Genomic DNA, 25,041 nt, shown 5'->3' with positions numbered 1-25,041 from the left:
GTTTTCAGATGCGGGGCGGCATCCACCAAAGGATGGAGATCATCGATTCAGATCACTTATCACCTTGGCGATCAGTTCGCTGCGGGCGCCGACACCGGTCTTCCGGAAGATATGATGGAGATGGGTCTTGACCGTCGCCAGGCCCAGCGATAGCTGATTGGCGATGTCCTTGTTGGGGCTCCCTCGCAGTACGCACTCCAGGACATCCAGTTCACGATCGGTCAGGGCGTATTTTGCAGCCACACCCTTGCGCTGCTGATCGCGCTGCGGCAGGTAGTTCGCATTCAGGGAAAACTCGATGAACGGCTGTACCTTGCGCAGCAGATCGAGTTCCTCCGGCAGGAAATCGCCCATCGCCTCTTCGCGCAGAACCGTGATGCCGGCGATGATCCTGCCCTCGCGTCGAAAGAACATGTCTGCCACATAGCGGTGGTTATGCGGCACCATGAACGCCTGGTAATACAGCGTCTGCCTCAGGAAATGAGGGGCTATGCGCGAGTCCAGTGTCACCACGGTTTCGTCGCTGTCGGCAAAGCGTTCGGGGTTGAGCGGATCCAGTGCGCCATATTCGGTGCGATACTCCCGCTCGGCATTCGGTGCCAGGTTATATAACAGGGCACCCCCATGCTGCATATTCGGATTCACCAGGAAGAACGCCGAGCCACTCAAGGGGACCAAGCGGCCAATCAACGCCAGGGTTTCACGCTGAAAGGGGTTTGCATCCTGATGCTTGTTCATTAGGTGCGACTCTCTAGTGGCCTGGCCATTTCGACAGCCCTTCGACGCTCAGTGGCCTGATTCGGCAGGCATCCCATCCGGCCTATTCAAGTTCGATCATGCCAATAAAGCGGGCCTCGTTGCGATAGCCACAGGACTGCGACCTGGCCCGCTTGCGTCTCCTTAAAAGCGCTCGAATCGGTAGGGGGAGGGGTCGATGATCGGCTCGTGGCCGGACAGGAGATCGGCCGCCAGTTGCCCGGCAGCCGGCGAGGTGCCGAAGCCGTGCCCCGAGAAGCCCGAGGCCACGGTCAGGCCAGGAACCCCGCGGACTGGCCCGATGACCGGATTGGAATCGGGCGTGACGTCGATCGTCCCGGCCCAGGACGACTCGACCGTGGCCTGTTCAAAGAGGGGCCAGGCCGCGCTGAGGTTGTGTCTCGCCTCTTCGTTCAAGGCGTGGTTGACCGCTGGGTCCAGGGTGCGTATGCGCTCGAAGGGCGAGCGGCGATCCTTGCGCCAGCGCCTTGGCAGGGCTAGATCCTTGAAGAAGTGCCTGCCCAGCGAAATCCGCAGGTTGTCGCGCTGGCCGCGCAGCGCGCCCAGATAACGTGAACCGATCAACAGGTGATCCAGCGTCAGCGGCGCGTCGAGAGCGCCGCGCTGAGTGACGATGAAACCGCCATCCATGTGCTGGCGGAAGGAAAAATCGGGGGCCCCCACCGCGATATCCGTCGGCCCTTGCATCGGCGTGGTCTTGAATACCGACAGGGTCAGCGGCAGCGTCGGCAGTGACACACCGAGATTGCCCAGAAAGCGTCGCGACCACATGCCACCAGCCAGCAGCGCCTGATCGCAGCGAATCTCGCCCCGTTCGGTCACCACGCCACTGACCTTGCCGCCCGACATCGACAGCGTACGCACCGCGCAGTTCTCGATGATCACCGCCCCCTTGGCCATGGCGGCCCTGGCGATGGCGCTGGAGGCCAGGGTGGGCTCCGCCCGACCATCGGAGGCGGTGAAGATACCGCCGGCCCACTGGCCCCTGCCGCCGGGTACCTGCTCGTCTATCTCCCGGGGACTGAGCAGTCGCGAGTCCAGTGACAGGGCCTGCACCGATTTCAGCCAGGCCTCGTGCATGGCCAGCTGCTCGTCCTTCCGGGCCAGAAACATGATGCCCGATTGACGATAGCCGACATCGCTGCCCACCCGTTCGGCCATGCTGGCCCACAACCGGTCGGCGGCCTGGGCCAGCGGAATGTCCTCCGCGTGGCGACTGGTCTTTCTGATCCAGCCCAGGTTGCGCGAGGATTGCTCTGCGGCCAGGCGGCCCTTTTCGAGCACGACGACCGGAATGTTTCGTTCCGACAGGGCCAGCGCCGCCGTCAGACCGATGATGCCGCCACCGATGATGACCACGGTGGTCGAGTCGGGAAAGTCGCTGGACGTTTGAACGGGCGCGATTGTCGGTGCCATGGCAGGAAGTCCTGAGTGTCGACGAAATGGGGGCGACCGGGTCGCCTTACTGGGCGGAGGTGTCGATCAGCTGCACCTCAGCGCTGCCGGCGCCGCGATAGGCGGTCACTTCCAGCTCGACCTTGTAGACCTCGGAACCCAGCGGCGGACAGGTCACGGTGATGGACGGGTCGACGCCGCGCATCTTCTGGCCGAACAGGGTCATGACGGTTTCGGTATCGGCCGGATTCTGAATGAAGATTCTCGCGGAGACGATGTCGGCCAGGCCGCTGTCCACCGAGCCGAGGGCGGTCTCGATATTGGCGAAGACCTGCAGCAGCTGCTCGCTCACGTCCTCGGGGATTTCCTTGGTGTCGGGGTTGCGGCCGGCGGTATTGGACACGAGGATCCAGTTGTCGACGGCCACCAGGCGCGAGTAACTGGCGTGCTCTTCGAACTTCGAACCTGTCTTGACCTTCACGATGTGAGTCATGATCTCTCCTGGTAATCATCGAATTAGGGTTTCTTTCACAACCCGGCAGACTAAGTGGGCTTTTCCAGGGACAAGACTTCGCGAGGGCGCTGTGAACCCTTCCCTGGGCGCTACCTTTGCTATCTGACCGCCATGGATGGCGGGAACGCCGGAATAGAAGGGAGTACTTTCCGGCCATGGCAAAGGACCCTCGCTCCACCTTGCCCCCGGCGCCCATCCTCACTGAAGTTTGGAAATGAGCTCTTAAATAGAGAGGGCCATCACCGGGTGGCGAGGGCGGGGATGGGGACGCCTGGCGTCAGCTCAGCACGGGGCTTTCCCAGAGATTGAGCTTGACGCCGATGCCCTGCTCGATCGCCCTGCGATAGACCACGGTCGCCCAGGCCACGTCCTCGACCGGCATGCCGCCGACCGACATCATGATGATCTCGTCGTCGTTCCGGCGGCCCGGTGTGGCGCCGACGACGATCTCGCCCAGATCCTCGAGGACGTCGCTGGAGAGACTGCCGTCCGCGATCATGTCCATGAATTTCATGCCGACCAGCGGAATGGAGTTGTGAGCCGGCTTGGGCACTTCCTCGAACCAGGCTTCGTACAGGCCGGTGTTGTCGAGCACCTTGCGCACGTCCGGCGCTTCCATGCCGGCGTCGAAGTTGCACGGAGCCGGCATGGCCAGGAAGGTCCCCGGGCTGACCCACTCGCGCTTGACCATCGGGTAGTCGTCGGGATTGCCCACCTCGCCCGAGGCGCAGTAGGTCACGATGTCGGAGCCGCGCACGACCGATTCGATGTCGTCGACCACGTCGAGGGTCGTGATCTGCGGATAGTTCTCGCGAACCCAGCCGATGAAGGTGTCGAGACTCTTCTGACCGCGGCCCTTGACCTTGACGGTATCGATCTGCGGACAGGTGGCAACGAAGGCGGCCAGCGAGGTGCGTGCCATCACGCCGGGCCCGAAGATACCCACGACCTTCGAATCCTTGCGTGCCAGATGACGGGCGCCGACGCCCGGCACCGCGCCGGTGCGGTAGGCCGACAACAGGTTGGCCGACATGTAAGCCAGCGGCGCGCCGGTGTCGGGATCGCTGAGCGTGAACATCAGAATGGAGCGAGGCAGCCCCTTTTCCTTGTTCGCGATATTGGAGCCGTACCACTTGACGCCCGACGTGCAGAAACTGCCGCCCAGGTAGGCGGGCATCGCCATCATGCGACGGTCAGCGGTGGGTTTGGGCATGTTGGGGAAGGGAGAGTCCTTCGGAAACATGATCATGGCCCCGTGAGAATCATTGTTGGGGCCCGCCATGCGGTAGTCTCCCTGGTGCAGAAGACCGAACATCTCTTCCATGGTGTCCACGCAGGCCGCCATGTCGGTGACGCCGGCACGGATCATGTCCTGTTCGGAGAGATAGATGAAATCGATTGTTGTATCGTGGGGCATTTCCGCACTCCGGCTTGTTGTTGGTTAGGAGCGAATATCGAATGCCCTTCATGGTGCGGGCCAGGGACGGCCAGCGTTAGCACAAATCGGCAACCCCGTTATCGGCGAATGGTCGATAGCGTGTGGATGCCAAGCAAGCGCATGCTCGCCACCTACTCACCCAAACGCTTCATCCAACGCCAGATACGCGCCACTTTTCTCTTGGATCTCCTGACCCAGCGCGTCGACCTCTCGTGAGACGTCCCGAAAATGCGCCCGCTCGGCCATGCCTTCCAGCCATGCGCTCAGTTGCGGGTACCGACCAAACCGGTAGCCCGCCGCCTTGAGCTGATGGAGCTCGCAGCTCATGGCGAGGTCGGCAAGCGTGGGGTGCTCGCCCCCCAGCACCGTAGGTGGGTGCGCGTCGTGTGGCTGGCGTGCCAACTGTGCTTCAAGGACGGCAAGCCCGCGGTTCAGTTCCGCCTGCAGCGGGGCCAGAAGCGTACTCTGGATCTCGCGTTTGAGCATCGGCAACGTCAGATGCAGGTTCATGATGTGGTGAAACATGTCGAAGCGGCGAAGGTTGCCCTGATACCAGGCCAGCCACTGGTCGATCTGCGCGGTACGCGTCACATTCTGATCGCCGGGATACCATCTCTGCGCGGTCTCTCGATCAGCGGCGATGCGACAGAGGTACATCATGATCGCCTGACTCTCGCCCAGCGCTAGCGGCTTTCCCTTGTCGTCGATGCCCTTGTCATCCTCGATCACCAGCGACGGCACGGTCTGAAATGCATTGATCCGGGCGTACCGGGGAGTACGAGTCTCGCCGCCGGCAAAGTCGATTTCGTGGAAGTCGTAATCGATCGAGAGGTCGCGCAGGGCGATTTCAACTGCCCGGGAGGGCTGGGAGAGGCGATGGGCATAGAGGGTAATGGTCATGGGCGTTACCTGAGCTGACATCAAGGCCATTGGGTGAAGAGGCAGCTTTCAGCGTAGCGCATGCCGAAGGAGCATCGGGATGCGCGGCGGGCATCCCGATGGTGAATATTGATTTGGGGTATCCGCCGGCCTCCCCAATAGTGCATGCCGGCGGTGATCCTGCCCAGAGCCTCGGCGCCGTTCTTGTCCAGCTATGCCCAGCCGTTGGACGTGTTGGGAAACGCCGACTCCGTGGCTGGCATGGCGATCTCGGCACATCAGGAGAAGCCGATGGCTTAGCACGTCCCGAGGGCTGGGCGCCAAGTGCGGCGGGGTAGACTTTAGGCATTGGTCGCAAGGCGGTGGATTAGAAACCGCAATGGTTCGTTTATGCTGATAAAGTACTCAAAATATTAGTTGAATACAGAAAAAGCCTTCAGCAGGAATGGAGGGGCGATGAAAGGTTCTGGTTTACCAGATTCAGAGAATTTTGGCTTTCTGGCCGAGCATGATGCGCTATTTGTTCAGTTGGCTTCGGCTGCCGAGCGAGCGTTTTCAAGTGATCCGAACACGACGCTGATCAAGCTGCGCCAGCTGGGCGAGGCCATTGCGCAGCATATCGCAGTGCTCTCCGGTATCGAATTCGACGATCAAACGTCGCAAAGAGAGCTGCTGTATCGCCTCACCAAAGAGCTGCAGTTCGATTCTGTAGTGCGCGAGCTTTTTCATACTCTGCGGATCGAGGGCAACCGGGCGACGCATCAATTCAGAACGCAACATCGCGAAGCCATGGAAGGCCTGAAACTCGCCCGCGAGCTAGCGATCTGGTTTCACCGCGCCTTCAGCCAAACGGGCGCCAACTTCAAGCCGGGGCCTTTCGTCCCACCCGCCGACCCCAGCGGCCAACTCCGCCAGTTACAGGTCGATATCGAAACGCTCAAGCATGAGCTGCTGCGAGCCAACGAAGCCCTCGACTCCAGCCAGCAACTCAACGACTTGATCGCAAGGGAGCGAGAGGAGTATGAGGCGTTGGCACTCGCGATGGACGAGGAGTCCCGCGAGAAGGCGCAGGAAGCGAGCGCGCACGAGCAGGCGCTGATCGAGCAGCAAGAGGCTTACGAACAGAAGATCAAGGCGCTCCAGCAGCAGGCAGTTTCTTCGCAACGCCAGCAGGTGATGCAGCAAACGCAGACTGCCAGCCAGCAGATCGTGCTGGATGAGGCGTTGACCCGCGTTCTGATCGATCAGCAACTCATCGAGGCGGGTTGGGAAGCCGACACCGAGACGTTGAGCTTCAAGAACGGCGCCCGGCCCGAGAAAGGGATCAACCGAGCGATCGCGGAGTGGCCAACGGTAGGGCATGAGAAGGCCGACTATGTGCTTTTCCATGGGCTGATGCCTTTGGCCGTGGTGGAGGCCAAGAAGGAGAACGTCAACGTCGCCGGCAAGATCGGCCAGGCAGAGCGCTACAGCCGCGGCATGCCAGTCGCGCCGCCACTGATCGGCGCCTGGGAGCTGGCGGGGCGAACGATCGCCTGGGCCGACGAGCAGGAAGGTCACTACAAGGTGCCGTTCGTCTACTCCTGCAACGGCCGTCCCTACGTTCCCCAGCAGTTGGAGCTCTCCGGCACCTGGTTTCGGGATGTTCGCGAACCCAGCAACCTCAAGCGTGCCCTTCAGGCGTTTCATACGCCTGATGGGTTAGTTGACCTTCTCAAGCGTAGCAAGGCCGAAGCCGAGGCACGTTTGGCTAACGAACCCTTTGGCTACCTGGGGCTGCGTGACTATCAGCAGAAAGCTATCGTCGCGACGGAAAACAGCCTGGCGCAGGGCGTGCGTCACGCGCTGTTGGCCATGGCAACTGGAACCGGCAAGACGCGCACGATCATCGGTCTGATGTACCGGTTCCTCAAGGCAGAGCGCTTCAAGCGGATTTTGTTTCTGGTGGATCGCACGGCGCTGGGCGAGCAAGCGCTGGGCGCTTTCGATGAAGCCAGACTCGAACAGAACCAGACGCTATCGACCATTTACAACGTCGCTGAACTCGGCGATATGGCGGCAGAGGCCGAAACGCGCGTTCAGGTCGCCACGGTACAGGCGATGGTCAAGCGAGTATTTGCCAGTGATATGCCACCGCCAGTCGATCAATTCGACTGCGTAATCGTCGATGAAGCCCACCGTGGCTATACGCTGGATCAGGAGATGACCGAAGGCGAGCTGGCAACACGTGACGCTCGTCAATATCTCTCCAGCTACCGCCGGGTGCTCGAGTATTTCGATGCGGTGAAGATCGCCCTGACCGCAACGCCTGCTCGGCACACCAGCGAGATCTTCGGCAAGCCGGTTTATACCTACTCTTACCGTGAAGCGGTCGCCGATGACTGGCTGATCGACCACGAGCCGCCCGTTCGCTATGAAACGCTGCTGACGCAGAAAGGGATCACCTTCGAAAAGGGTGAAACCGTGCACGCCATCAATATGCAAACCGGCGAGTTGGAAAGCGCCGAACTGGACGATGAGCTCAACTTCGAGGTCGATGCCTTCAACAAAGGCGTACTCAACCCGAACTTCAATCGCGTCATCTGCGAGGAGCTGGCCAAGGAGCTCGATCCCTTCGGCGATGAAAAGACGCTGATCTTCTGCGCTTCCGACCGCCATGCCGACGAGGTAAAACGCCAGCTGGATACCGCGTTCAAGGCCCTCTACGACCAAGACTATCCCCAAGCCGCAGTAGAGAAAATCACCGGCAAGAGTGATAAGGCCAACCAGCTGATTCGTCAGTACAAGAACGAGCGCTACCCCAACATCGCCATCACCGTCGATCTTTTGACGACCGGTATCGACGTGCCCGCGATCTGCCATCTGGTGTTCATGCGCCGGGTGAAGTCTCGGATTCTCTACGAACAGATGGTTGGCCGTGCTACGCGCCGCTGCGACGAGATCGGCAAGACCGTCTTTCGCATCTACGACCCGGTGGATATCTACGCAGCGCTGGCGGAAGTCAGCACCATGAAGCCGCTGGTCAAAGATCCCAATGTCACGCTCGAGCAGTTGACTCACGAACTAACGGACCCTGACCGGCTTGAGCGCGCGCTGAACACGCCGGGCGAGCAACCGGATGAAAGCCAGGCGCACGTGGTGCTCAGTCAATTGAGCCAGAAGCTGATGCGGGTGCTGCGCAAGGCGGAGAATGCCGCCGAGAAAAAGCCGGCGCTGCGCCAGAAGCTCGACGAGCTGGAGACGCTATGGGAGGTGCCGCCCAAATCCCTCCACAAGCATTTGCTGGAACTCGGGCCGACCAAGGCGGCAGAGTTCGTTCAGCAGCATTCGAGCCTGATTCATCAACTGGCGGACGTAAAGTCGCTGATGGGCAGCGAGCGCATGCCGCTGATCTCCGAGCATGAAGACGAGATACGTGAGCGCACCCAGAGTTACGGTGTACACAAGCGCCCCGAAGATTATCTGGAGAGCTTCGAGGCGTTCATTCGCGACAATCTCAATGACTCGGCGGCATTGGCGACAGTGGTCAGCAAGCCGCGTGATCTTACCCGCGACGACCTCAAGCAGATTCGCCTGCTGCTGGACCAGCACGGCTATTCGGAAGCAAGCCTGCAAACGGCGGTGCGCAACCAGACCAATCAGGATATCGCTGCCAGCATCATCGGGCATATCCGCCGTGCCGCGTTGGGCGAGGCGCTGGTTCCGTTCGAGCAGCGGGTGAATACGGCCATGGAGCGTATTTATAGCCAGCACGCCTGGACACCCGTGCAAAGGAAGTGGCTGGAGCGACTGGCCAAACAGCTGATGCATGAAGTTATTCTCGACCGCGATGCCATCAATCGGATGCCGGCGTTCGAGGGTGGCGCTCGTCGGCTGGACAAGATGCTGGACGATCAACTGGATGCGGTGCTGGAAGGTATGAACGACGCCTTGTGGCCCGAGCGACATGCATAGTAAAAGCGGTTTTCTTTGCAGGTCGCGGCGTTCGTGTCGAGATTTTGGATTTTTCTATATACGAAGCCCCGACGTGTCGATACCATCGACATGAGATCTCCATTATGTCGATTTATTGAGCTTTGGCGTACATGACATCGTTGATATGTCGATTGGATCGACTGCATCTGTTTTGACGCTTCTTGTGTGAGTTTCCCCATGCCCTGGCAGCCTGCAACGCCTTTCAACGATATACCCCCCTTGCCTCCCGAGCGCGGGCGTATCGAGACGATGACTATTCTCAAAGCGTGTATCGAAGCGCGCGCGGCGCTGGCGGAACTGAAGCAGGCGGGGGAACTGCTGCCGGATCAGGGGCTGTTGATCAACCTGCTGCCGATGCTCGAAGCGCGAGACAGCTCGGAGATCGAGAACATCGTCACCACTACCGACAGGCTGTTTCAGTTTGCCGAGGAAGGCACGCTCGCGGACCCTGCCACGAAAGAGGCGCTGCGCTATCGCACGGCGCTGCATGACGGCTTTCGTCGCATTCAATCGCGCCCGCTGACCGTCGGTACGGCGGAAACCATCTGCAGCACGCTGAAAGGCGTCGAGATGGGGGTACGCAAGGTGCCGGGCACGACGCTCAGCAATCAACTCACCGGCGAGGTGATCTACACACCCCCGGTGGGGGAGCCCCTGCTGCGTGATCTGCTCGGCAACTGGGAGCAATTTCTGCATGCCGACGACGACCTGGACCCATTGGTGAGAATGTCCGTCGCACACTACCAGTTCGAGGCGATTCATCCGTTTCTGGATGGCAACGGCCGCACCGGGCGTATCCTCAACATCCTGTTCCTGATCGAGCGAAACCTGCTGACGCTGCCGAGTCTCTACCTGAGCCGCTATATCGTCCGCCATAAGACCGACTATTACCGCCTGCTGCTGGCCGTATCCGCTCGCGACGAGTGGGAGCCATGGATTCTGTTCATGCTGGCGGCGGTCGAGCAGACGGCGCGTTGGACCACGAACAAGATCACTGCAATCCGGCGCCTGATGGGCGAGACGCGCGAACGCATTCAGCAGGCGCTACCCAAACTCTATAGCCACGAGCTACTGCAGTTGATCTTCGAGCAGCCCTACTGCCGGATCGGCAAACTCGTCGAGCGCGATATCGCCAAACGCCAGACTGCCTCGGTCTACCTCAAGCAGTTGTCAGGTATCGGCGTATTGGAAGCGCGACAGGCCGGTAAAGAGAAACTCTTCATCAACGCCCCGCTCATGGCTCTGATGCGCGACGACGGCTAACGATTGCCTGAAAGTCAGCGTGTCGTCACAGCGGCGGCTTTATTCACGAATTGGCGAGATTCACGAATTAGAGAGACTTCATGTCCAACAACGACATCGTTCAAAAGCTCTGGAACCTCTGCGACGTCCTGCGCGACGATGGCATCAACTACTCGGATTACGTCACTGAGCTGGTGCTGCTGCTGTTCATCAAGATGGTGCACGAGAACACCGAAGCCGGCACGCTGGAGCGTCACCCACTGCCGGAAGGCTGCCGCTGGACCGATCTCAACGGCAAGTCCGGTCTCAACCTGCTAAATGACTACAAGCGCATTCTGTTGAGCCTTTCCAGCGGCCGCGATGGCGACGGGCACCTCGTGCACGCCGATCCGCTGATCAGTGCGATCTACGCCGATGCCCAAACCCGCCTGCGCGAGCCGCGCCATCTGGAACAGATGATCAAGGCGCTGGATCAGATCGACTGGTTCAGCGCCCAGCAGGATGGCCTGGGCGATCTCTACGAGGGCCTGCTGGAAAAGAACGCCAACGAGACCAAATCCGGCGCCGGGCAGTACTTCACCCCGCGTCGACTGATCGACGCCATGGTGCGGTGCATCAGGCCGCAGGCCGGGGAGACCGTGCAGGACCCGGCCGCCGGCACGGCGGGCTTTCTGATCGCCGCGGATCGTTACATCAAGGATCAGACCGACGAACTGTTCGATCTCGAGGCCCGACAGCAGGCATTTCAGAAGCATCAGGCGTTTATCGGCGTCGAACTGGTGCCCGGCACAAGGCGCCTCGCACTGATGAACTGCCTGCTGCACGGTATGGAAGGCGACAACGAGGGTGTGGTGCATCTGGGTAATGCGCTGGGTCAAGCGGGGGCGAGCCTCGCCAAAGCAGATGTGATTCTCGCCAACCCGCCGTTCGGTACCGCCAAGGGCGGTGAAGCGAGCATCACCCGCGATGATCTGACCTATAAAACCAGCAACAAGCAGCTCGCCTTTCTGCAGCATATCTACCGCAACCTCAAACCCGGTGGTCGCGCCGCCGTGGTACTGCCGGACAACGTGCTGTTCGAAGCCGGCGTGGGCACCGAGGTGCGCCGCGACCTGATGGACAAATGCAACCTGCACACCCTCCTGCGCCTGCCCACCGGCATCTTCTACGCCCAGGGCGTGAAGACCAACGTGCTGTTCTTTACCAAGGGATCGGCCAAGGACAAGTACCAGGATACCGGCTGCACCGAGAACGTCTGGGTCTACGACCTGCGCACCAATATGCCGAGCTTCGGCAAGCGCACCCCGTTCGGTGAGCAGCATCTGAAACCCTTCGAGGCGGTCTATGGTGATGACCCCAACGGCCAGAGCCCACGTCAGGAAGGCGAGTGGTCGTTCAATGCCGAAGAGATCGCCGTCGACACCAACGCCTCGGAGGAAAACCAGAACGTCGACGACGATCGTCTCGCCAAATCCCGCTGGCGCTGCTTCTCCCGCGAGTGGATTCGCGACGCTAAGGGTGACTCGCTGGATATCAGCTGGCTCAAGGACAAGGACAGCGTCGATGCTGCCGACCTGCCTGCGCCTGAGATTCTGGCCGGGGAGGCGATGAGCGAGCTGGTGCAGGCGCTGGGGGAGCTGGACGGTTTAATGCGGGAGTTGGGGGCTGGGGAAGAGGCGGATGGGCAGCGGGTGTTGATGAAAGAAATGATGGGTGGGGTCGAGTGATGCCTCAGCGTGAATTGCCGCCTGAATGGTCGTACGCGCAGCTTGGCGATATCGTTGCTTACGGCAAAACACAAAAATGCGTTTTAAGCGATGTCTCTGACGAGACTTGGGTGTTGGAACTCGAAGACGTAGAGAAAGAAAACTCTAGGGTTATCGCTCGAAAAACGGCTGCTGAACGGCCGTTCAAAAGCACGAAGAATCTCTTCGAGAAAGGTGACGTGCTTTACGGTAAGTTGCGCCCCTATTTGAGCAAGGTTGTGCTTGCAGATTCCCCCGGAGTCTGCACGACAGAAATTATCCCATTGAATGCCGAGCCACTCGTTCTCAATCGTTATCTTTTTTATTGGTTAAAGACTCACGATTTTTTGAGTTACGTCACTGAAGTCAGCTATGGCGTTAATATGCCACGCCTAGGAACCAAAGATGGTGCTGCTGCGCCAATGATCCTTGCTCCACTCGCCGAACAAAAGGTCATCGCCGACAAGCTCGATACCCTGCTGGCCCAGGTGGACAACACCAAAGCCCGCCTCGAGCGCATTCCCGAGATACTCAAACGCTTTCGTCAATCCGTGCTCGCCGCGGCGGTGAGTGGGCGGTTGACTAAGGAGTGGCGGGTATCAGTAGAGAATCAAGAATTTGGGTCCTTTGAAGTACCAAAAAACTGGACGATCACTACAATTGGTAAGATTGCAGATGTGAAGGGTGGAAAACGCCTCCCTAAAGGAGAGGAGCTTGTCTCTGATAATACTGGTTTTCCGTATATACGGGCTGGCCAACTTAAGGACGGTACGGTTATAACTGGTGAGGGCAGCAGGAATGCTCAACTCTATATTACAGAGTCTGTGCAAAAGGCAATAAGCCGGTACATAGTTAATGCCGGAGATGCTTATATCACAATTGTCGGTGCTTCAATCGGTGATGCCGGTATTATCCCAGCCACTCATGATGGCGCGAATTTCACCGAAAATGCTGCAAAAATAACAAATTTTAAAATCGACCTATATCCAAAATACTTAAGCGCTTGGTTAAGAAGTGAGTGCCTGCAGCAATTAATCCAATTAGAAACTAAATCCGCAGCCCAGGGTAAGCTTGCATTGAGCCGTATTAAAACATTGCCTTTTCCTTATCCTCCTATAGAAGAACAAACCGAAATCGTCCGCCGGGTCGATCAACTCTTCGCCTATGCCGATACCGTCGAGCGCCAGGTCAATAACGCCCTCGAGCGCGTCAACCAGCTCACCCAGTCGATCCTCGCCAAGGCCTTTCGCGGCGAGCTGACCGCCCAGTGGCGCGAGGAGAATCCCGAGCTGATCAGCGGTGAGAACAGCGCCGAAGCGCTGCTTGAGCGCATCAAGGCCGAGCGGGCGGCACAGGAGCCCAAAAAACGCACAAGGAAAAAGGCCACGGCATGACGTCACCCTCTTCTTCCTCATCCCCGCAGGCCGAGCGCATTCTGTCGTTCTGGCATAAGGTCGAGTTTTTCGAATCCGCCGAACTCAAGGATATCGATCACGGCAAGGGTGCCATTCACTACCGCAGCGAGGAGCTGCTGGAAGCGCCGAACTGCCTGCCGTGGCTGGACTCAGAGATGGTCAGGCGCGCCGGTAGGGATTATCGGCCCGAGCGCTCCTATCGCTTCAAGCTCTACCTTAGGCTGTTCGCACGCAGTGAAATTTTCCGTGTCGCACGTGACGCGTATCCGGAAAAGACCGAGGCCTGGGTGGAGCGCAGCCGCGACGAGGGGTTAACCTGCTCGATGACGGTGGAAGTCGATACCAACGGCGTCGTGGATCGCGAGAGTTTTGCCATCTCCACGGCGCCGTGGATGCTGGGTGCGCTGCAGCAGGGAACGCTGGATGACGTCACGATCAAGGCGTTCGATGAGGCGACGGGCGTGTTCCAGGAGCGGCTGAACACGATCCTGACGGTGGCGGATAACCTCAAGCGCGAACATGCGTTGCCGCCCAAGCTCACTACCTTCGAGCTAATCGAAATGCTCAAGGCCATGCAGGGCTGGACGGCGTTTTCACCCCAGGATGAAGCGCCGGGGCTGGTCGTCCAGCTGTTCGGGAGCAAGGCAAGCGCTGACGAACCGGCAGCGGACAACGCTCGCGACGCGCTGGAATGGTCAGCGGTGGGCGCGCTGGCGCCTCGGTTGGCGTCCGCCGATCAGAATGTCGCCTCGGATCAGGAGTCCGCTGCGTCGACGGACGAAGAGCTGCCTTCGATCAACGAGATCGCCATTCTCAATAGCTTCTTCATCCGTGATCTGGAAGCAGTCATTGAACAGGCCAAAACGAAGGGACTGGCACCCGGCTCGCCACTGGCGCGATATCTTCAGGGGGAATGTGACCGCCATCCTGACCTGCTGCTACCCGAAGGCAGACAACTGCTCATGCGCAACTTGGCGCTGGATCGCATGCCGGCGGGGCGCTGGTCGGGCGAAGATGCGCATTCGATGAGCCTGATGCAGCAGTTCGCGATCAATACGCTCGATGAAACGCTTGCGGAAACCGGGCTCTACTCGGTCAACGGCCCGCCCGGCACCGGCAAGACGACGATGCTGCGCGATCTGGTGGCTCGCAACGTGGTCAAGCGTGCCGAGGTACTGGCGTCGCTTTCATCTCCGGGTGCGGCGTTCGGCGAGGATCTGCACGCCAATATCGACGATCAGTTGAAGCCCATCAAAACGCTTATTCCCGAGTTGACGGGGTTCGAAATGGTGGTCACGTCTAGCAACAATGCAGCGGTCGAGAACGTCACAAAGGAGCTGCCGCAGTCAAAGGCACTGGGCGCAGCCTATCATGACCTTGCGTATTTGAAGCCAGTCGGGCAGAAACTCGCTGCCAGCCATGACGAGCGAAGCGACGGCAAACTGCATGTCGACGCGCTCACGCCGGATAAGGAGTGCTGGGGACTGATTGCCACCTCGTTGGGCAAGAAGAGTAATCGTAATGCGTTTGGTGAACGGGTCTTTTTCAAGCCTATCAGCCAGTGCGAGGCGCATGACGGTGCCGAACATTACTCGACGCTAATCCCGGCGCTCAAGGCGCTGGTGGAAGGGCGCGATGCGAAGCGAGACTTCCACTCGGCGCAGCGGGCCTTCAAGGAAGCCGAACGAAAGGTCGAAGCGGTTCAAAAGGACCTCAAGCGGCTGCAGCTTCTTCAGCGCTTGGAAACTCAAACCGATGCCGCACGGCGCCAGGCCGAGACACACCGCGGCTTTGCCTCCCGTGTCGCGCTCTGGAAAAGCAAGCGGCAGGCAGCAAAAGTGCCTTTCTGGCCATTGGGAGGGCACTGCCGTCATTGGAAAGTACTCCAGCAGATAAAACAGCGGGAACAACGCGCCGCACAGCAGGCCGAAGTAAGTCAGCAGCGCCTGACATCAATGGAACAACGGCTGGAAACCGAGCGCCGAGAATGCGCACCGCTGAAAGAAAGCTATGTTGATGTTCTGCTGCCCGACGATAAGCTGGATCTGGAAACACCGGCGGTGCAGCGTACTTCCTTTGGCCATTGCGAAGCGCTGAATCAGGCCCGGGGGCAACTGACGGCACGCGCCTTCGAGCTGCATCAGGCGTGGCTCGTCGCCGCTTATGCCGATAAGAAGAATCAGCTTTGGCCGACGATAAGCTCCCTGATGCCTGTGCTGAATGGCGGCGTCGACGACCGCGATGCCGCGAAAGCGCTGTGGCAGATACTGTTCATGATCGTGCCGGTGGTGTCATCGACGTTCGCATCGGTATCCAACCAGTTCCGAGCCCTGAACGAAGGCGAGATCGGCTGGCTGTTCGTGGATGAAGCGGGGCAGGCCTCGCCGCAACAGGCCGTCGGAGCGCTATGGCGTGCCAAGCGGGCCGTCGTTGTCGGCGACCCGCTACAGATCGAGCCGGTCTTCACCGTGCCTGCCGGCTTGGTCGAGGCCATGGCCAAAGGCGAATTTGAACGCGACTGGTATAAATGGTCGCCCACGGTGTCATCGGTTCAGGTCGTCGCGGACCGCGCAAACCCCTACGGCACGAACCAGATATCCGATGAGTTCTGGGTCGGTAGTCCGCTGCGCGTGCATCGGCGCTGCGACGAGCCGATGTTCAGCATCGCCAACCGCATCGCCTATAACGACAAGATGCTCCACGGCAACGACAAATTGCCGTCGGGACCAGGAGACAGCCGCTGGTTCGATGTGGGGGGCAGCGTTCAAGACAAGCACTTCGTCCTCGCGCAGGCGGAGCAAATTGCTCGTATGCTCAAGCCGCATATTGCAAAGACCGGCGAACCACCGAGCGTCTATGTGATCTCGCCCTTCAAGGCGGTGGCTCACGGCGTCAGACGGCACCTCGAACGGGAGCTGCCCGCTGATATTTTCGGTGGACGCGACAAGCTGAGTGATTGGCTGCGTGAACGGGTCGGGACGGTACATACCTTTCAGGGCAAGGAAGAAGACAACGTCATCTTCGTGCTGGGACTGTCGACGGATGCGCCGGGGGCGGCAGAGTGGGCATCCAGCAAGCCGAACCTGCTCAACGTCGCACTGACAAGGGCGAAAAGGCGGGTTTATGTGGTGGGGAGTACAGGTATCTGGGGAAGTAAAAAATACTTCTCGGAGGCGAAGGAGGCTTTGGCACCAGGAGCTGAGTAACAATTCAAGGCCGATCTCTATTGGGCGCTATGCTTGGCACTGCTAAACTCGGTTAAAATTTTCTATTTTTGAAAATAATTCATAGGCAGCGTTACATGAGCAAGGCAAATATCAACATCCAGATGCTGACCTGGGCGCGCGAGCGCTCTGGCATCCCGATGCCTGAATTTGCCCGCAAATGTGGGGTAACTATAGAAAGGTTGCAGGCATGGGAGATTGGAGAGCTGCCCATCACCTTTCACCAGGCGATGCAGTTTGCCGAAAAGGCTCACGTCCCCTTTGGTTATCTGTTTCTTACGGAACCGCCTGAAGAAACGCTTCCCATCCCCGACCTCAGGACGTTGGAAGGCCAAGGAGTCACTCGCCCGAGCGCTGAGCTTCTGGACTTGATCAAATTGATGCTCCAGCGTCAGGAGTGGTACCGGGACTATTTGAAACAGCATTTGGCTGAGCCCAACCCTAATGTAGGCCGCTATTCTGCCAACCACTCTGTTGCTGAAATAGTTGCTGACATGCGTGCCCAGTTAGGGGTTGGAGATCACCCTAAGCGCGGTAAATGGGATGACTATTACCGCGATTTGACCCAGCGAATCGAAGCGCTGGGCATCCTGGTGATGCGCCAAGGTGATATGGGACATTACACACGCCCTTTGCGCGTTGAAGAGTTTCGTGGGTTTGCCATTGTAGATGATTACGCGCCCATCATTTTTGTTAATCATGGCGATGCACTAGGTGCGCGCTTGTTCACTCTGATTCATGAGCTTTGTCATATTTGGATTGGTCAGTCTGGTATTTCCGACGGAAACGCTAATACTCACCGCCAACAAGAAGTACTTTGCAATGCCGTCGCGGCAGAGTTTTTAGTACCAGAACAAGAATTCAGCTCCTTTTGGCAACACGATTTGGCCCACTGGCAAGACAATCTACCCACGTTGGAAGCCCACTTCCACGTCAGTACCTGGGCATTGGCTCGCCGTGCGCTGACGCTCAACTTTATCTCTCCGGCGCAATACGGCCGCTATATTGCTGATCAGCAAGCGTTATATAAAATGCGTGAGCGCAGTGGAGCACCTACTTACTTTCAGACCAAAAAATCCCAAATCAGCCAACGCTTTTCCAAAGCGGTCGTCAGTGAAGCGCTTAGCGGTCAGTTGATGTTACGAGAAGCAAGCGCGTTACTAGGCGGCGTCAAGCCTAATAAGATGGAGCGCTTCGCTAAGGAGCTGGGCATTTGAGATATTTATTAGATGCAAATACCTATATTCAAGCGAAAAACCAGTACTATGGTATGGATATTTGTCCCGCTTACTGGGACTGGCTGGATAAGCAGTTTGCGCTAGGGACCATTGCCAGTGTCGATATGATTGGCCGTGAGCTTAAAGAAGGCAAGGACGAACTCGCCATCTGGGCACGTGAGCGGCCAGACCACTTCATTAACAACGACGATGAACGAACTCAACTACTGTTTGCTGACATCGTACAGTTCGTTATGGAAGGCGACTACAACCCCGGCAATCGCGACAACTTCCTGGCAAAAGCCGACCCGTGGATTATTGCCAAAGCAAAGGCCATCGGTGCCAGTGTGGTGACTCATGAAACTACTGCTGCCGTTAATACCCGTAAGGTTAAAGTGCCTAATATCTGCCAGCAGTTTGAAGTGCCCTGCCTTAATACCTTTCGGTTTTTACGTGAGTTAGAAGCTCGGTTTGTCCTAGGCCAATGAGCGTTGCTGGAAGGCGCTAATGTTTCACTGTATTCACGACAATACGTCGATTGCCGTGAATAGCCAATAAACCGCCTCACTCAATATTCTGAATTTGCTCTCTCATCTGTTCGATCAGCACCTTGAGTTCCACCGCGCAGCGGGTAGTCTCGGCGACCACGGCCTTGGACGACAGTGTGTTGGCTTCGCGGTTGAGTTCCTGCATGAGGAAATCGAGGCGCCGTCCGACCGGGCCCTTCTGGTTGAGCTGGCGCTCGACTTCGCCGACGTGGGTGTCGAGACGGTCGAGTTCCTCGTCGACGTCGGCCTTCTGGGCGAGCAGGGCAATCTCGGCTTCCAGGCGCTGCGGGTCGAGTTCAGCCCTGGCGGTTTCCACTCGTTCCATTAGCGTTTCCCGCTGACGGGCGAGAATGCCGGGTAGCATCACGCGTACGGCGGCGACCTGTTCGCGCACGCCGGCCAGGCGCTCGCGAATCAGTTCGGCCAGTCGCTCGCCTTCGCGGGCGCGCCCGGCGATCAGATCGGCCAGTGCCGTGTCGAACAGGGCCTTGGCGCTGGCCTTGATCTCTTCGAGATCGACCCCGTGAGAGGCGAGTACGCCGGGCTGGTTGAGCAGGGCCAGGGCGTTGGGCATCGCCGCTTCGGGCAGGCGCGCCCGGACTTCTCCCAGCGCCTTGGCGAGTTCGTCGAGGCGTGCGGTGTTGACGTTCAGCGTTTCGCCGCCCTCGGCGGGTTCGAAGCGCAGCGTGCACTCCACCTTGCCGCGCGACAGGCGCGAGCGCAGGGCATCGCGATAGACGGGTTCGAGATCGCGCAGCGTGTCGGGCAAGCGAAAATGCGGCTCGAGATAGCGCTGGTTGACCGAGCGCAGTTCCAGTTGCAGGCTGCCCCAGGCGGCTTCATGGGTCTGCCGGGTGAAGGCGGTCATGCTATGGGCCATGTGAACTCCCTTGAGCCGGGGCACTACGCTCTGAAAAAACCTCTGCACTCACGCATGCAGCGTTGAAACCCGCACAAGGTACTCATTTACGCCTTGTAAACGCCGTCCTTTCGCGGGTTTCTGCCTTGGCTACGCGCCTCGGCCGAGCATCGCTCGTCGATTTTTTAGACAGAGCTTAAGACGGTGTAGTGCCGAAAGGTGAAAACGCTCAGTGTAACGGATTCGAACGCGCCGAGTGTGTAGAATGGCGGCCCTTTCCTGCCAAGCGATCCAAGAGGTCCCATGCCTTCAGATACTGCCACTTCAGGCGCTACGCGCCGTCCCAGCGGGCGCCGGCCCGACCAGCCCCGCGATATCACGCTGACCCGGGAGTACACTCGCCACGCCGAGGGCTCGGTGCTGGTGGCCTTCGGGGATACCAAGGTGCTGTGCAATGCCAGCGTCGAAGCCGGCGTACCGCGCTGGCTGCGTGGCAAGGGTCAGGGCTGGATCACCGCCGAGTACGGCATGCTGCCGCGCGCCACGCACACCCGGGGCGGGCGCGAGGCGACACGCGGCAAACAGGGCGGGCGAACGCTGGAGATCCAGCGGCTGATCGGCCGTTCGCTGCGTGCGGCGGTGGATCTCAAGAAGCTCGGCGAATTCACCATTACCGTCGACTGCGACGTGATCCAGGCCGACGGCGGCACGCGTACCGCGTCGATCACCGGCGGCTGCGTGGCGCTGGTCGATGCCATCCGCTATCTGCAGCGCGAGAAGCTGATCAAGGCCGATCCCTTCCGCCAACTGGTCAGCTCGGTATCGGTGGGGGTCTACAAGGGCACGCCGGTGGTCGATCTCGACTATCCCGAAGACAGCAAGGCGGACACCGACATGAACGTGGTGATGACCGAAAGCGGCGGGCTGATCGAAGTGCAGGGTACCGCCGAGGCGGCACCGTTCTCGCGCGCCGAACTCGACGCCATGCTCGATCTCGCCGAGAAGGCCGGAGCGCAGCTGTTCGACCATCAGCGCGAGGCGCTGGGCCTGCGCTCGTAATTTCCAACCGTGCGCCACGAAACGTAGAACGCCGACCCTCGGGTCGGCGTTCTGCTTGGGGCGACGAAGAACCGCGGTTACAGCTCGAGATCGTACTCGACGATCAGCGGGGCGAACTCGGAGAAGGTCGCGTCGCGATCGATCCACGCATCCACCACGTGACGGCGGAAGTTGGGTCCGACGATCTGATAGTCGAGGCGCCAGCCCTCCTGTCGCCCGCGCGGCACTTCCTGATCGAGCTGCGGCCACCAGGTGTACTGGCCGGCGTCGCGGTTGACCTCGCGGAAGGTGTCGATGAAGCCGATGGGCCCGAAGACTTGGTCCATCCACGCCCGCTCTTCGGGCTTGAAGCCCGGCGTGGTCTGGTTGTCGGCCCAGTTGGCCAGGTCCAGCGTCTTGTGCGCGATGTGCCAGGTGCCGCAGATGATGTACTCGCGGCGCTTGCGGGCCATCTTGCTCAAGTACTCCTGGTACTGCGTCATGAACGCCTGCTTGGCGGCGTAGTCGCTGCCGTCGGGCATCAGGAACGTGGCGATGCTGAAGCGGTCGTAGTCCGCCTGCAGGAAGCGCGCTTCGTTGTCGCACTGCTCGAAGCCCAGACCGTACATGATGGCCTTGGGAATCTTGCGGCAGTAGATGCCGACCCCCGAGAAATTGTTCTGCTCGGCATCGAGGAAATAACCCTCGTAGCCTTCGGGGTAGAGAATGCTGTCATCGAGCTCGAAGCTCTTGGCCTTCAGGTTCTGCACGCAGACGACGTCGGCATCCTGATCGGCCAGCCAGTCGAGAAAACCCCGCCCGACCGCTTCACGAATCCCGTTGACATTGATGCTGGCGATTTTCATACATGGTCCCTTTTTCGTCGCGCGTGTATCATACCCGAGCTTTAGACGTTTGGGTAAATGGCCTGCACTTATTAAAGGTGATAGGGATGAAGGTAGCCGAAGACATGCAGCCGTATCAGCGGGAATTCATCGAATTCGCCATTCAGGAGGGCGTGCTAAGGTTCGGCGAGTTCACGCTCAAGTCCGGCCGGGTCAGCCCCTACTTCTTCAATGCCGGCCTGTTCCGCTCGGGACGTGCCCTGGCCAAGCTGGGCCGCTTCTATGCCCAGGCCATCGAGGACAGCGGGCTCAAGGCCGACGTGCTGTTCGGTCCCGCCTACAAGGGCATTCCGCTGGGAACCACGACCGCCGTGGCGTTGGCCGATCACCATGACCGCGACATGCCCTTTGCCTTCAACCGCAAGGAGGCCAAGGCCCACGGCGAAGGCGGCACCCTCGTCGGCGCCGAGCTGAAAGGGCGCATCCTGATCATCGACGACGTGATCACCGCAGGCACCGCGATCCGTGAGGTCATGAGCCTGATCGAGGCGGCATCCGCCCAGGCCGCGGGTGTGGTCATCGCGCTCGACCGCCAGGAGCGCGGCAAGGCCGAAGGCGAGAGCCGAAGCGCCATTCAGGAAGTCGAGGCCACCTATGGCATCCCGGTGGTAAGCATCGTCACGCTTGACCAGGTGCTGGCCTACCTCGAATCCCGCCAGACGCTCGACGACGGGGAAGATCAGCAACTGAGAGTGCATGCCGAAGCCATCCGCGCCTATCGCGAGCGTTATGGTATCAGCAATTTCTGATATTGTTTAAAAACAGCGTTTCCTAAACCTCATGACTGTGCCATATTGTCAGTGGAATCCCTTACGTTTTCAGGAGTCCCGTCCATGATCAAGTCAATCGGTTTTGCGCTCACTTCCGCCGGATTGTTGCTCGCCAGTCATCAGGCCATGGCACTCAGTCTCTCCGCCAGTGCCGGTGAGAATTCCTACAATGTCGAGGCCAGCCAGTCGATCTTTCCCACCCTGCGTGCGGGCGTCGGCTATTTCAGCACCGACGACAGCGGTCACGACGCCGATGTCTACTCCGGCTCGCTAATGTTCTCGCCTTATGTTCCGGGCATCGATGTGTCGGTGGGTGGCCGCTACCAGTACCAGGACACCTATTACGGCGACGGCGGTGGCCTGGGTCTCGGCGGCTCCGCCTTCGTCGGCACGCCGATCCCCATGACCTCCGTGGGTGCCTACGGTTTCTACACGCCGGAAGGCCTGAGCCATGGCGATATCGAGAAGAGCTACGAATATGGCGCCCAGGCACGCGTCAATCTCGTGTCGCAGACCTACGTCTACGGTGGCTACCGCTACTATCGCACCGATTTCGACGATCGTGGCGAGCATACCCTGAACAGCGGACCGGTACTCGGCGTCAGCGTCGGCTTCTAGCGTCTGTCTGCACCAGCGTGACGGCGGCGTCCGCTACGCTGCCGATATGCGGTGGAGAGCGCCCGCTCTCCACCGCATGACTCGGAAGAGACTTCCATGATCATGCGTCCCGGCCTCGTGGGCTTTCGTGCCCTGCGCGTGAACGACGCGAGCCGTTTGGCCTGTCTGAGAACCTTTACTGACCCTCTGCGAATCCCAACTGCCGCCAGGCCTCGTAGCTGACGATGGCGGCGGCATTGGAGAGGTTGAGGCTGCGATTGTTGGGCATCATGGGGATGCGCAGGCGCTGCTCGGGTGGCAGAGCTGCGCGCACCTCGTCGGGCAGACCCTTCGTTTCGGAGCCGAACAGCAGGATATCGCCGGACCGGTAGGCCACCTGATCGTAGCGCTGCTGGCCCTTGGTGGTGATCGCCAGAACCCGCCTGCCTGGCAGCGCCGCGAGAAAGGCGGTGTAATCGGCGTGCAGCGTGACATTGGCGAGGTCTCGATAGTCCAGCCCCGCGCGGCGCAGCTTCTTCTCCTCGAGATCGAATCCCAGGGGTTCGATGAGATGCAGACGACAGCCGTTATTGGCCACCAGTCGCATGATGTTGCCGGTGTTCGGTGCCACCTGGGGTTCGTGAAGGGCGATATCAAACATGGCAATCCGGGGTGCTGTTGAAATGGCCCGCTAGTATAATCCTTCGCTGGCCCGCTGACGGAGTCCATCCGTCAAAACGAACGCGTGGTACGCCAGCGTTCGACAGTGCAGTTCCCACGCCTTGCGGCAATCGCGCCGGCACCCGACATGTCGTGCTTCGCCGGTTTTCGTCAGGCCGCCCCAGAGGTTCGACATGTCCGATATCCGCCAACGCATCGCCAAGCTCAACCCGCGCCAGCAGGAAGCGGTACGCTACATCGACGGCCCCTGCCTGGTGCTGGCCGGTGCCGGCTCGGGCAAGACCAGCGTCATTACCACCAAGATCGCCTATCTGGTCAAGGAGTGCGGCATGAGCGCGCGCAAAATCGCCGCCGTGACCTTCACCAACAAGGCCGCCCGCGAGATGAAGGAGCGCGTGGGCAAGATGCTCAAGGGGCGCGAGGGCCATGGGCTGACGGTATCGACCTTCCACACCTTGGGGCTCAACATCATCCGCGGCGAGCTCAAGACGCTGGGCTACAAGCCGGGCTTCTCGCTGTTCGACCCCGAGGACGCCAAGGCGCTGCTGCGTGACCTGATGCAGAAGGACGCCCAGGTCGACGCCGACCAGATCAACCGCGTGCAGAGCCAGATCTCGACCTGGAAGAACGATCTGGTGCTGCCCGGCCAGGCGCTGTCGCATGCCGCCGATGAGGACGAGCAGTACGCCGCGCGCCTCTACGAGGCCTACAATCGCCACCTCAAGGCCTATAACGCCGTCGACTTCGACGACCTGATCCTGCTGCCGGTGGTGCTGCTGAAGAATGACGCCGAGGCCTTGGCGCGCTGGCGGCGCAAGATCCACTACATGCTGGTCGACGAGTATCAGGACACCAACGTCAGCCAGTACCTGCTGGTCAAGCTGTTGATGAGCGAGCGCGCCACCTTCACCGTGGTCGGCGACGACGATCAGTCGATCTATGCCTGGCGCGGCGCGCGGCCCGAGAACCTGGTCACCCTGGGTGAGGACTTCCCGCGCTTGAACGTCATCAAGCTGGAGCAGAACTACCGCTCCACCGGGGTGATCCTGCGTGCCGCCAACACACTGATCAGTAACAACCCCCACGTCTACGAGAAGACGCTGTGGTCCGACATGGGCCCGGGCGATGCGATCCGCGTCGTCGTCAACCGCCACGAGGAGGCCGAGGCCGAGCGTGTGGCCAGCGAGATCCTCACCCGGCGCATCAAGGAGTCCGCCGAGTGGCGCGACTTCGCGGTGCTCTATCGCGGCAACTTCCAGGCCCGGCTGCTCGAGCTCAAACTCCAGCACTACCAGATCCCCTACAAGCTCTCCGGCGGCACCTCGTTCTTCTCGCGCAACGAGATCAAGGATGCCATGGCCTACCTGCGGTTGCTGATCAACCCGGCCGACGACAACGCTTTCCTGCGCATCGTCAACGTCCCGCGTCGCGAGATCGGCCCCGGTACGCTCGAGAAGCTCGCCAACTATGCCAGCGAGCGCGGCGGCTCGCTGTTCGCCGCCTGTCACGAACTCGGGCTCGAGCAGATCCTGCCCACCCGCGCCGTGGAGCGCCTGGGACGTTTCACCCACTTCATCGACGGCGTGCGCCGGCGCATGGACCAGGGCGACGCGATCGGCGCGATCCGCGAGATGGTGCGCGACATGGACTACGAAGCCTGGCTGTACCAGAACGCCAGCGCCCCGACCATCGCCGAGCGGCGCATGGCCAACGTATGGACGCTGATCGACCAGCTCGAGAAGTCGATGCGGCGCGACCCGGAAGAGGTCGAAGCGGATGAAGCCGCGGAGACCGACGACGTGGAAGCCGCCATCTCGCGACT

General features: G+C 60.0%; 19 protein-coding genes. 11 read left to right on the top strand and 8 right to left on the bottom strand.

Annotation, left to right across the window (positions count from 1 at the left end; translation table 11 throughout):
- Positions 1–39: 39 nt before the first annotated feature.
- From ACYQ12_RS00785 to ACYQ12_RS00765, 5 genes are all read right to left on the bottom strand, one after another.
- Entirely contained in the window at positions 40–738 is a 699-nt protein-coding gene (locus ACYQ12_RS00785) for a helix-turn-helix transcriptional regulator (RefSeq protein WP_459866261.1), read from the bottom strand.
- 162 nt (positions 739–900) lie between these two features.
- The gene (locus ACYQ12_RS00780; RefSeq protein WP_459866258.1) at positions 901–2,193 is read right to left on the bottom strand and encodes an NAD(P)/FAD-dependent oxidoreductase; all 1,293 of its coding nucleotides are present in this window, start codon (positions 2,191–2,193) and stop codon (positions 901–903) included.
- A gap of 46 nt (positions 2,194–2,239) precedes the next feature.
- Entirely contained in the window at positions 2,240–2,665 is a 426-nt protein-coding gene (locus ACYQ12_RS00775) for a Rid family hydrolase (protein WP_459866255.1), read from the bottom strand.
- A gap of 298 nt (positions 2,666–2,963) precedes the next feature.
- Positions 2,964–4,103, bottom strand: coding sequence for an ornithine cyclodeaminase family protein (locus ACYQ12_RS00770; protein WP_459866252.1), 1,140 nt, complete (start codon positions 4,101–4,103; stop codon positions 2,964–2,966).
- Positions 4,104–4,259: 156 nt separating this feature from the next.
- Positions 4,260–5,024 (bottom strand): glutathione S-transferase family protein, encoded by a 765-nt coding sequence (locus tag ACYQ12_RS00765; protein WP_459866250.1) that lies wholly within the window; start codon positions 5,022–5,024, stop codon positions 4,260–4,262.
- Between the two features lie 435 nt (positions 5,025–5,459).
- On the opposite strand from ACYQ12_RS00765, the gene hsdR reads away from it, so the two are divergent.
- The 7 genes from hsdR (at position 5,460) to ACYQ12_RS00730 (ending at position 18,309) form a co-directional block, all read left to right on the top strand.
- Entirely contained in the window at positions 5,460–8,957 is a 3,498-nt protein-coding gene (hsdR, locus tag ACYQ12_RS00760) for a type I restriction-modification system endonuclease (protein ID WP_459866248.1), read from the top strand.
- A 198-nt stretch (positions 8,958–9,155) separates the two neighbouring features.
- On the top strand, positions 9,156–10,241 hold the full coding sequence (gene fic, locus ACYQ12_RS00755; RefSeq protein ID WP_459866245.1) for a protein adenylyltransferase Fic: 1,086 nt from the start codon (positions 9,156–9,158) through the stop codon (positions 10,239–10,241).
- Between the two features lie 80 nt (positions 10,242–10,321).
- The gene (locus ACYQ12_RS00750; RefSeq protein ID WP_459866243.1) at positions 10,322–11,947 is read left to right on the top strand and encodes a class I SAM-dependent DNA methyltransferase; all 1,626 of its coding nucleotides are present in this window, start codon (positions 10,322–10,324) and stop codon (positions 11,945–11,947) included.
- Entirely contained in the window at positions 11,947–13,359 is a 1,413-nt protein-coding gene (locus ACYQ12_RS00745) for a restriction endonuclease subunit S (protein WP_459866239.1), read from the top strand. Before ACYQ12_RS00750 ends, ACYQ12_RS00745 begins: the two co-directional genes overlap by 1 nt.
- A complete protein-coding gene (locus ACYQ12_RS00740) occupies positions 13,356–16,586 on the top strand; it encodes a DEAD/DEAH box helicase (protein WP_459866236.1) in 3,231 nt (1,076 codons plus the stop codon). Before ACYQ12_RS00745 ends, ACYQ12_RS00740 begins: the two co-directional genes overlap by 4 nt.
- Before the next feature lie 95 nt (positions 16,587–16,681).
- Positions 16,682–17,821: a helix-turn-helix domain-containing protein gene (locus tag ACYQ12_RS00735; protein ID WP_459866233.1), complete on the top strand. Its 1,140-nt coding sequence runs from the start codon at positions 16,682–16,684 to the stop codon at positions 17,819–17,821.
- Positions 17,818–18,309, top strand: a complete 492-nt coding sequence (locus tag ACYQ12_RS00730; RefSeq protein ID WP_459866230.1) for a DUF4411 family protein — start codon at positions 17,818–17,820, stop codon at positions 18,307–18,309. The genes ACYQ12_RS00735 and ACYQ12_RS00730 overlap by 4 nt, the downstream gene beginning before the upstream one ends.
- Before the next feature lie 76 nt (positions 18,310–18,385).
- On the opposite strand, the gene ACYQ12_RS00725 is transcribed toward ACYQ12_RS00730, so the two are convergent.
- Entirely contained in the window at positions 18,386–19,249 is an 864-nt protein-coding gene (locus ACYQ12_RS00725) for a YicC/YloC family endoribonuclease (protein WP_459866227.1), read from the bottom strand.
- 282 nt (positions 19,250–19,531) lie between these two features.
- Here ACYQ12_RS00725 and rph point away from each other — a divergent pair, with 282 nt between their 5' ends.
- Positions 19,532–20,287, top strand: a complete 756-nt coding sequence (gene rph, locus ACYQ12_RS00720) for a ribonuclease PH (RefSeq protein WP_459866224.1) — start codon at positions 19,532–19,534, stop codon at positions 20,285–20,287.
- A gap of 77 nt (positions 20,288–20,364) precedes the next feature.
- Here the strand turns inward: rph and ACYQ12_RS00715 are convergent, their stop codons facing one another.
- Positions 20,365–21,132 (bottom strand): exodeoxyribonuclease III, encoded by a 768-nt coding sequence (locus ACYQ12_RS00715; protein ID WP_459866222.1) that lies wholly within the window; start codon positions 21,130–21,132, stop codon positions 20,365–20,367.
- A gap of 86 nt (positions 21,133–21,218) precedes the next feature.
- Between ACYQ12_RS00715 and pyrE the strand changes: the two genes are divergently transcribed.
- Both pyrE and ACYQ12_RS00705 read left to right on the top strand, forming a co-directional pair.
- On the top strand, positions 21,219–21,920 hold the full coding sequence (gene pyrE / locus ACYQ12_RS00710; RefSeq protein ID WP_459866219.1) for an orotate phosphoribosyltransferase: 702 nt from the start codon (positions 21,219–21,221) through the stop codon (positions 21,918–21,920).
- Between the two features lie 84 nt (positions 21,921–22,004).
- Complete coding sequence (locus ACYQ12_RS00705; RefSeq protein WP_459866216.1) at positions 22,005–22,559, top strand: YfaZ family outer membrane protein; 555 nt, start codon at positions 22,005–22,007, stop codon at positions 22,557–22,559.
- A gap of 175 nt (positions 22,560–22,734) precedes the next feature.
- On the opposite strand, the gene ACYQ12_RS00700 is transcribed toward ACYQ12_RS00705, so the two are convergent.
- A complete protein-coding gene (locus tag ACYQ12_RS00700) occupies positions 22,735–23,199 on the bottom strand; it encodes a tRNA (cytidine(34)-2'-O)-methyltransferase (protein WP_459866214.1) in 465 nt (154 codons plus the stop codon).
- Between the two features lie 193 nt (positions 23,200–23,392).
- Here ACYQ12_RS00700 and ACYQ12_RS00695 point away from each other — a divergent pair.
- Positions 23,393–25,041: UvrD-helicase domain-containing protein (locus ACYQ12_RS00695; RefSeq protein ID WP_459866212.1), on the top strand; the 1,649-nt coding region annotated here is incomplete at its 3' end.

The organism is Halomonas shantousis, assembly GCF_054654615.1.
This window is presented reverse-complemented; position numbering and strand designations above follow the sequence as displayed.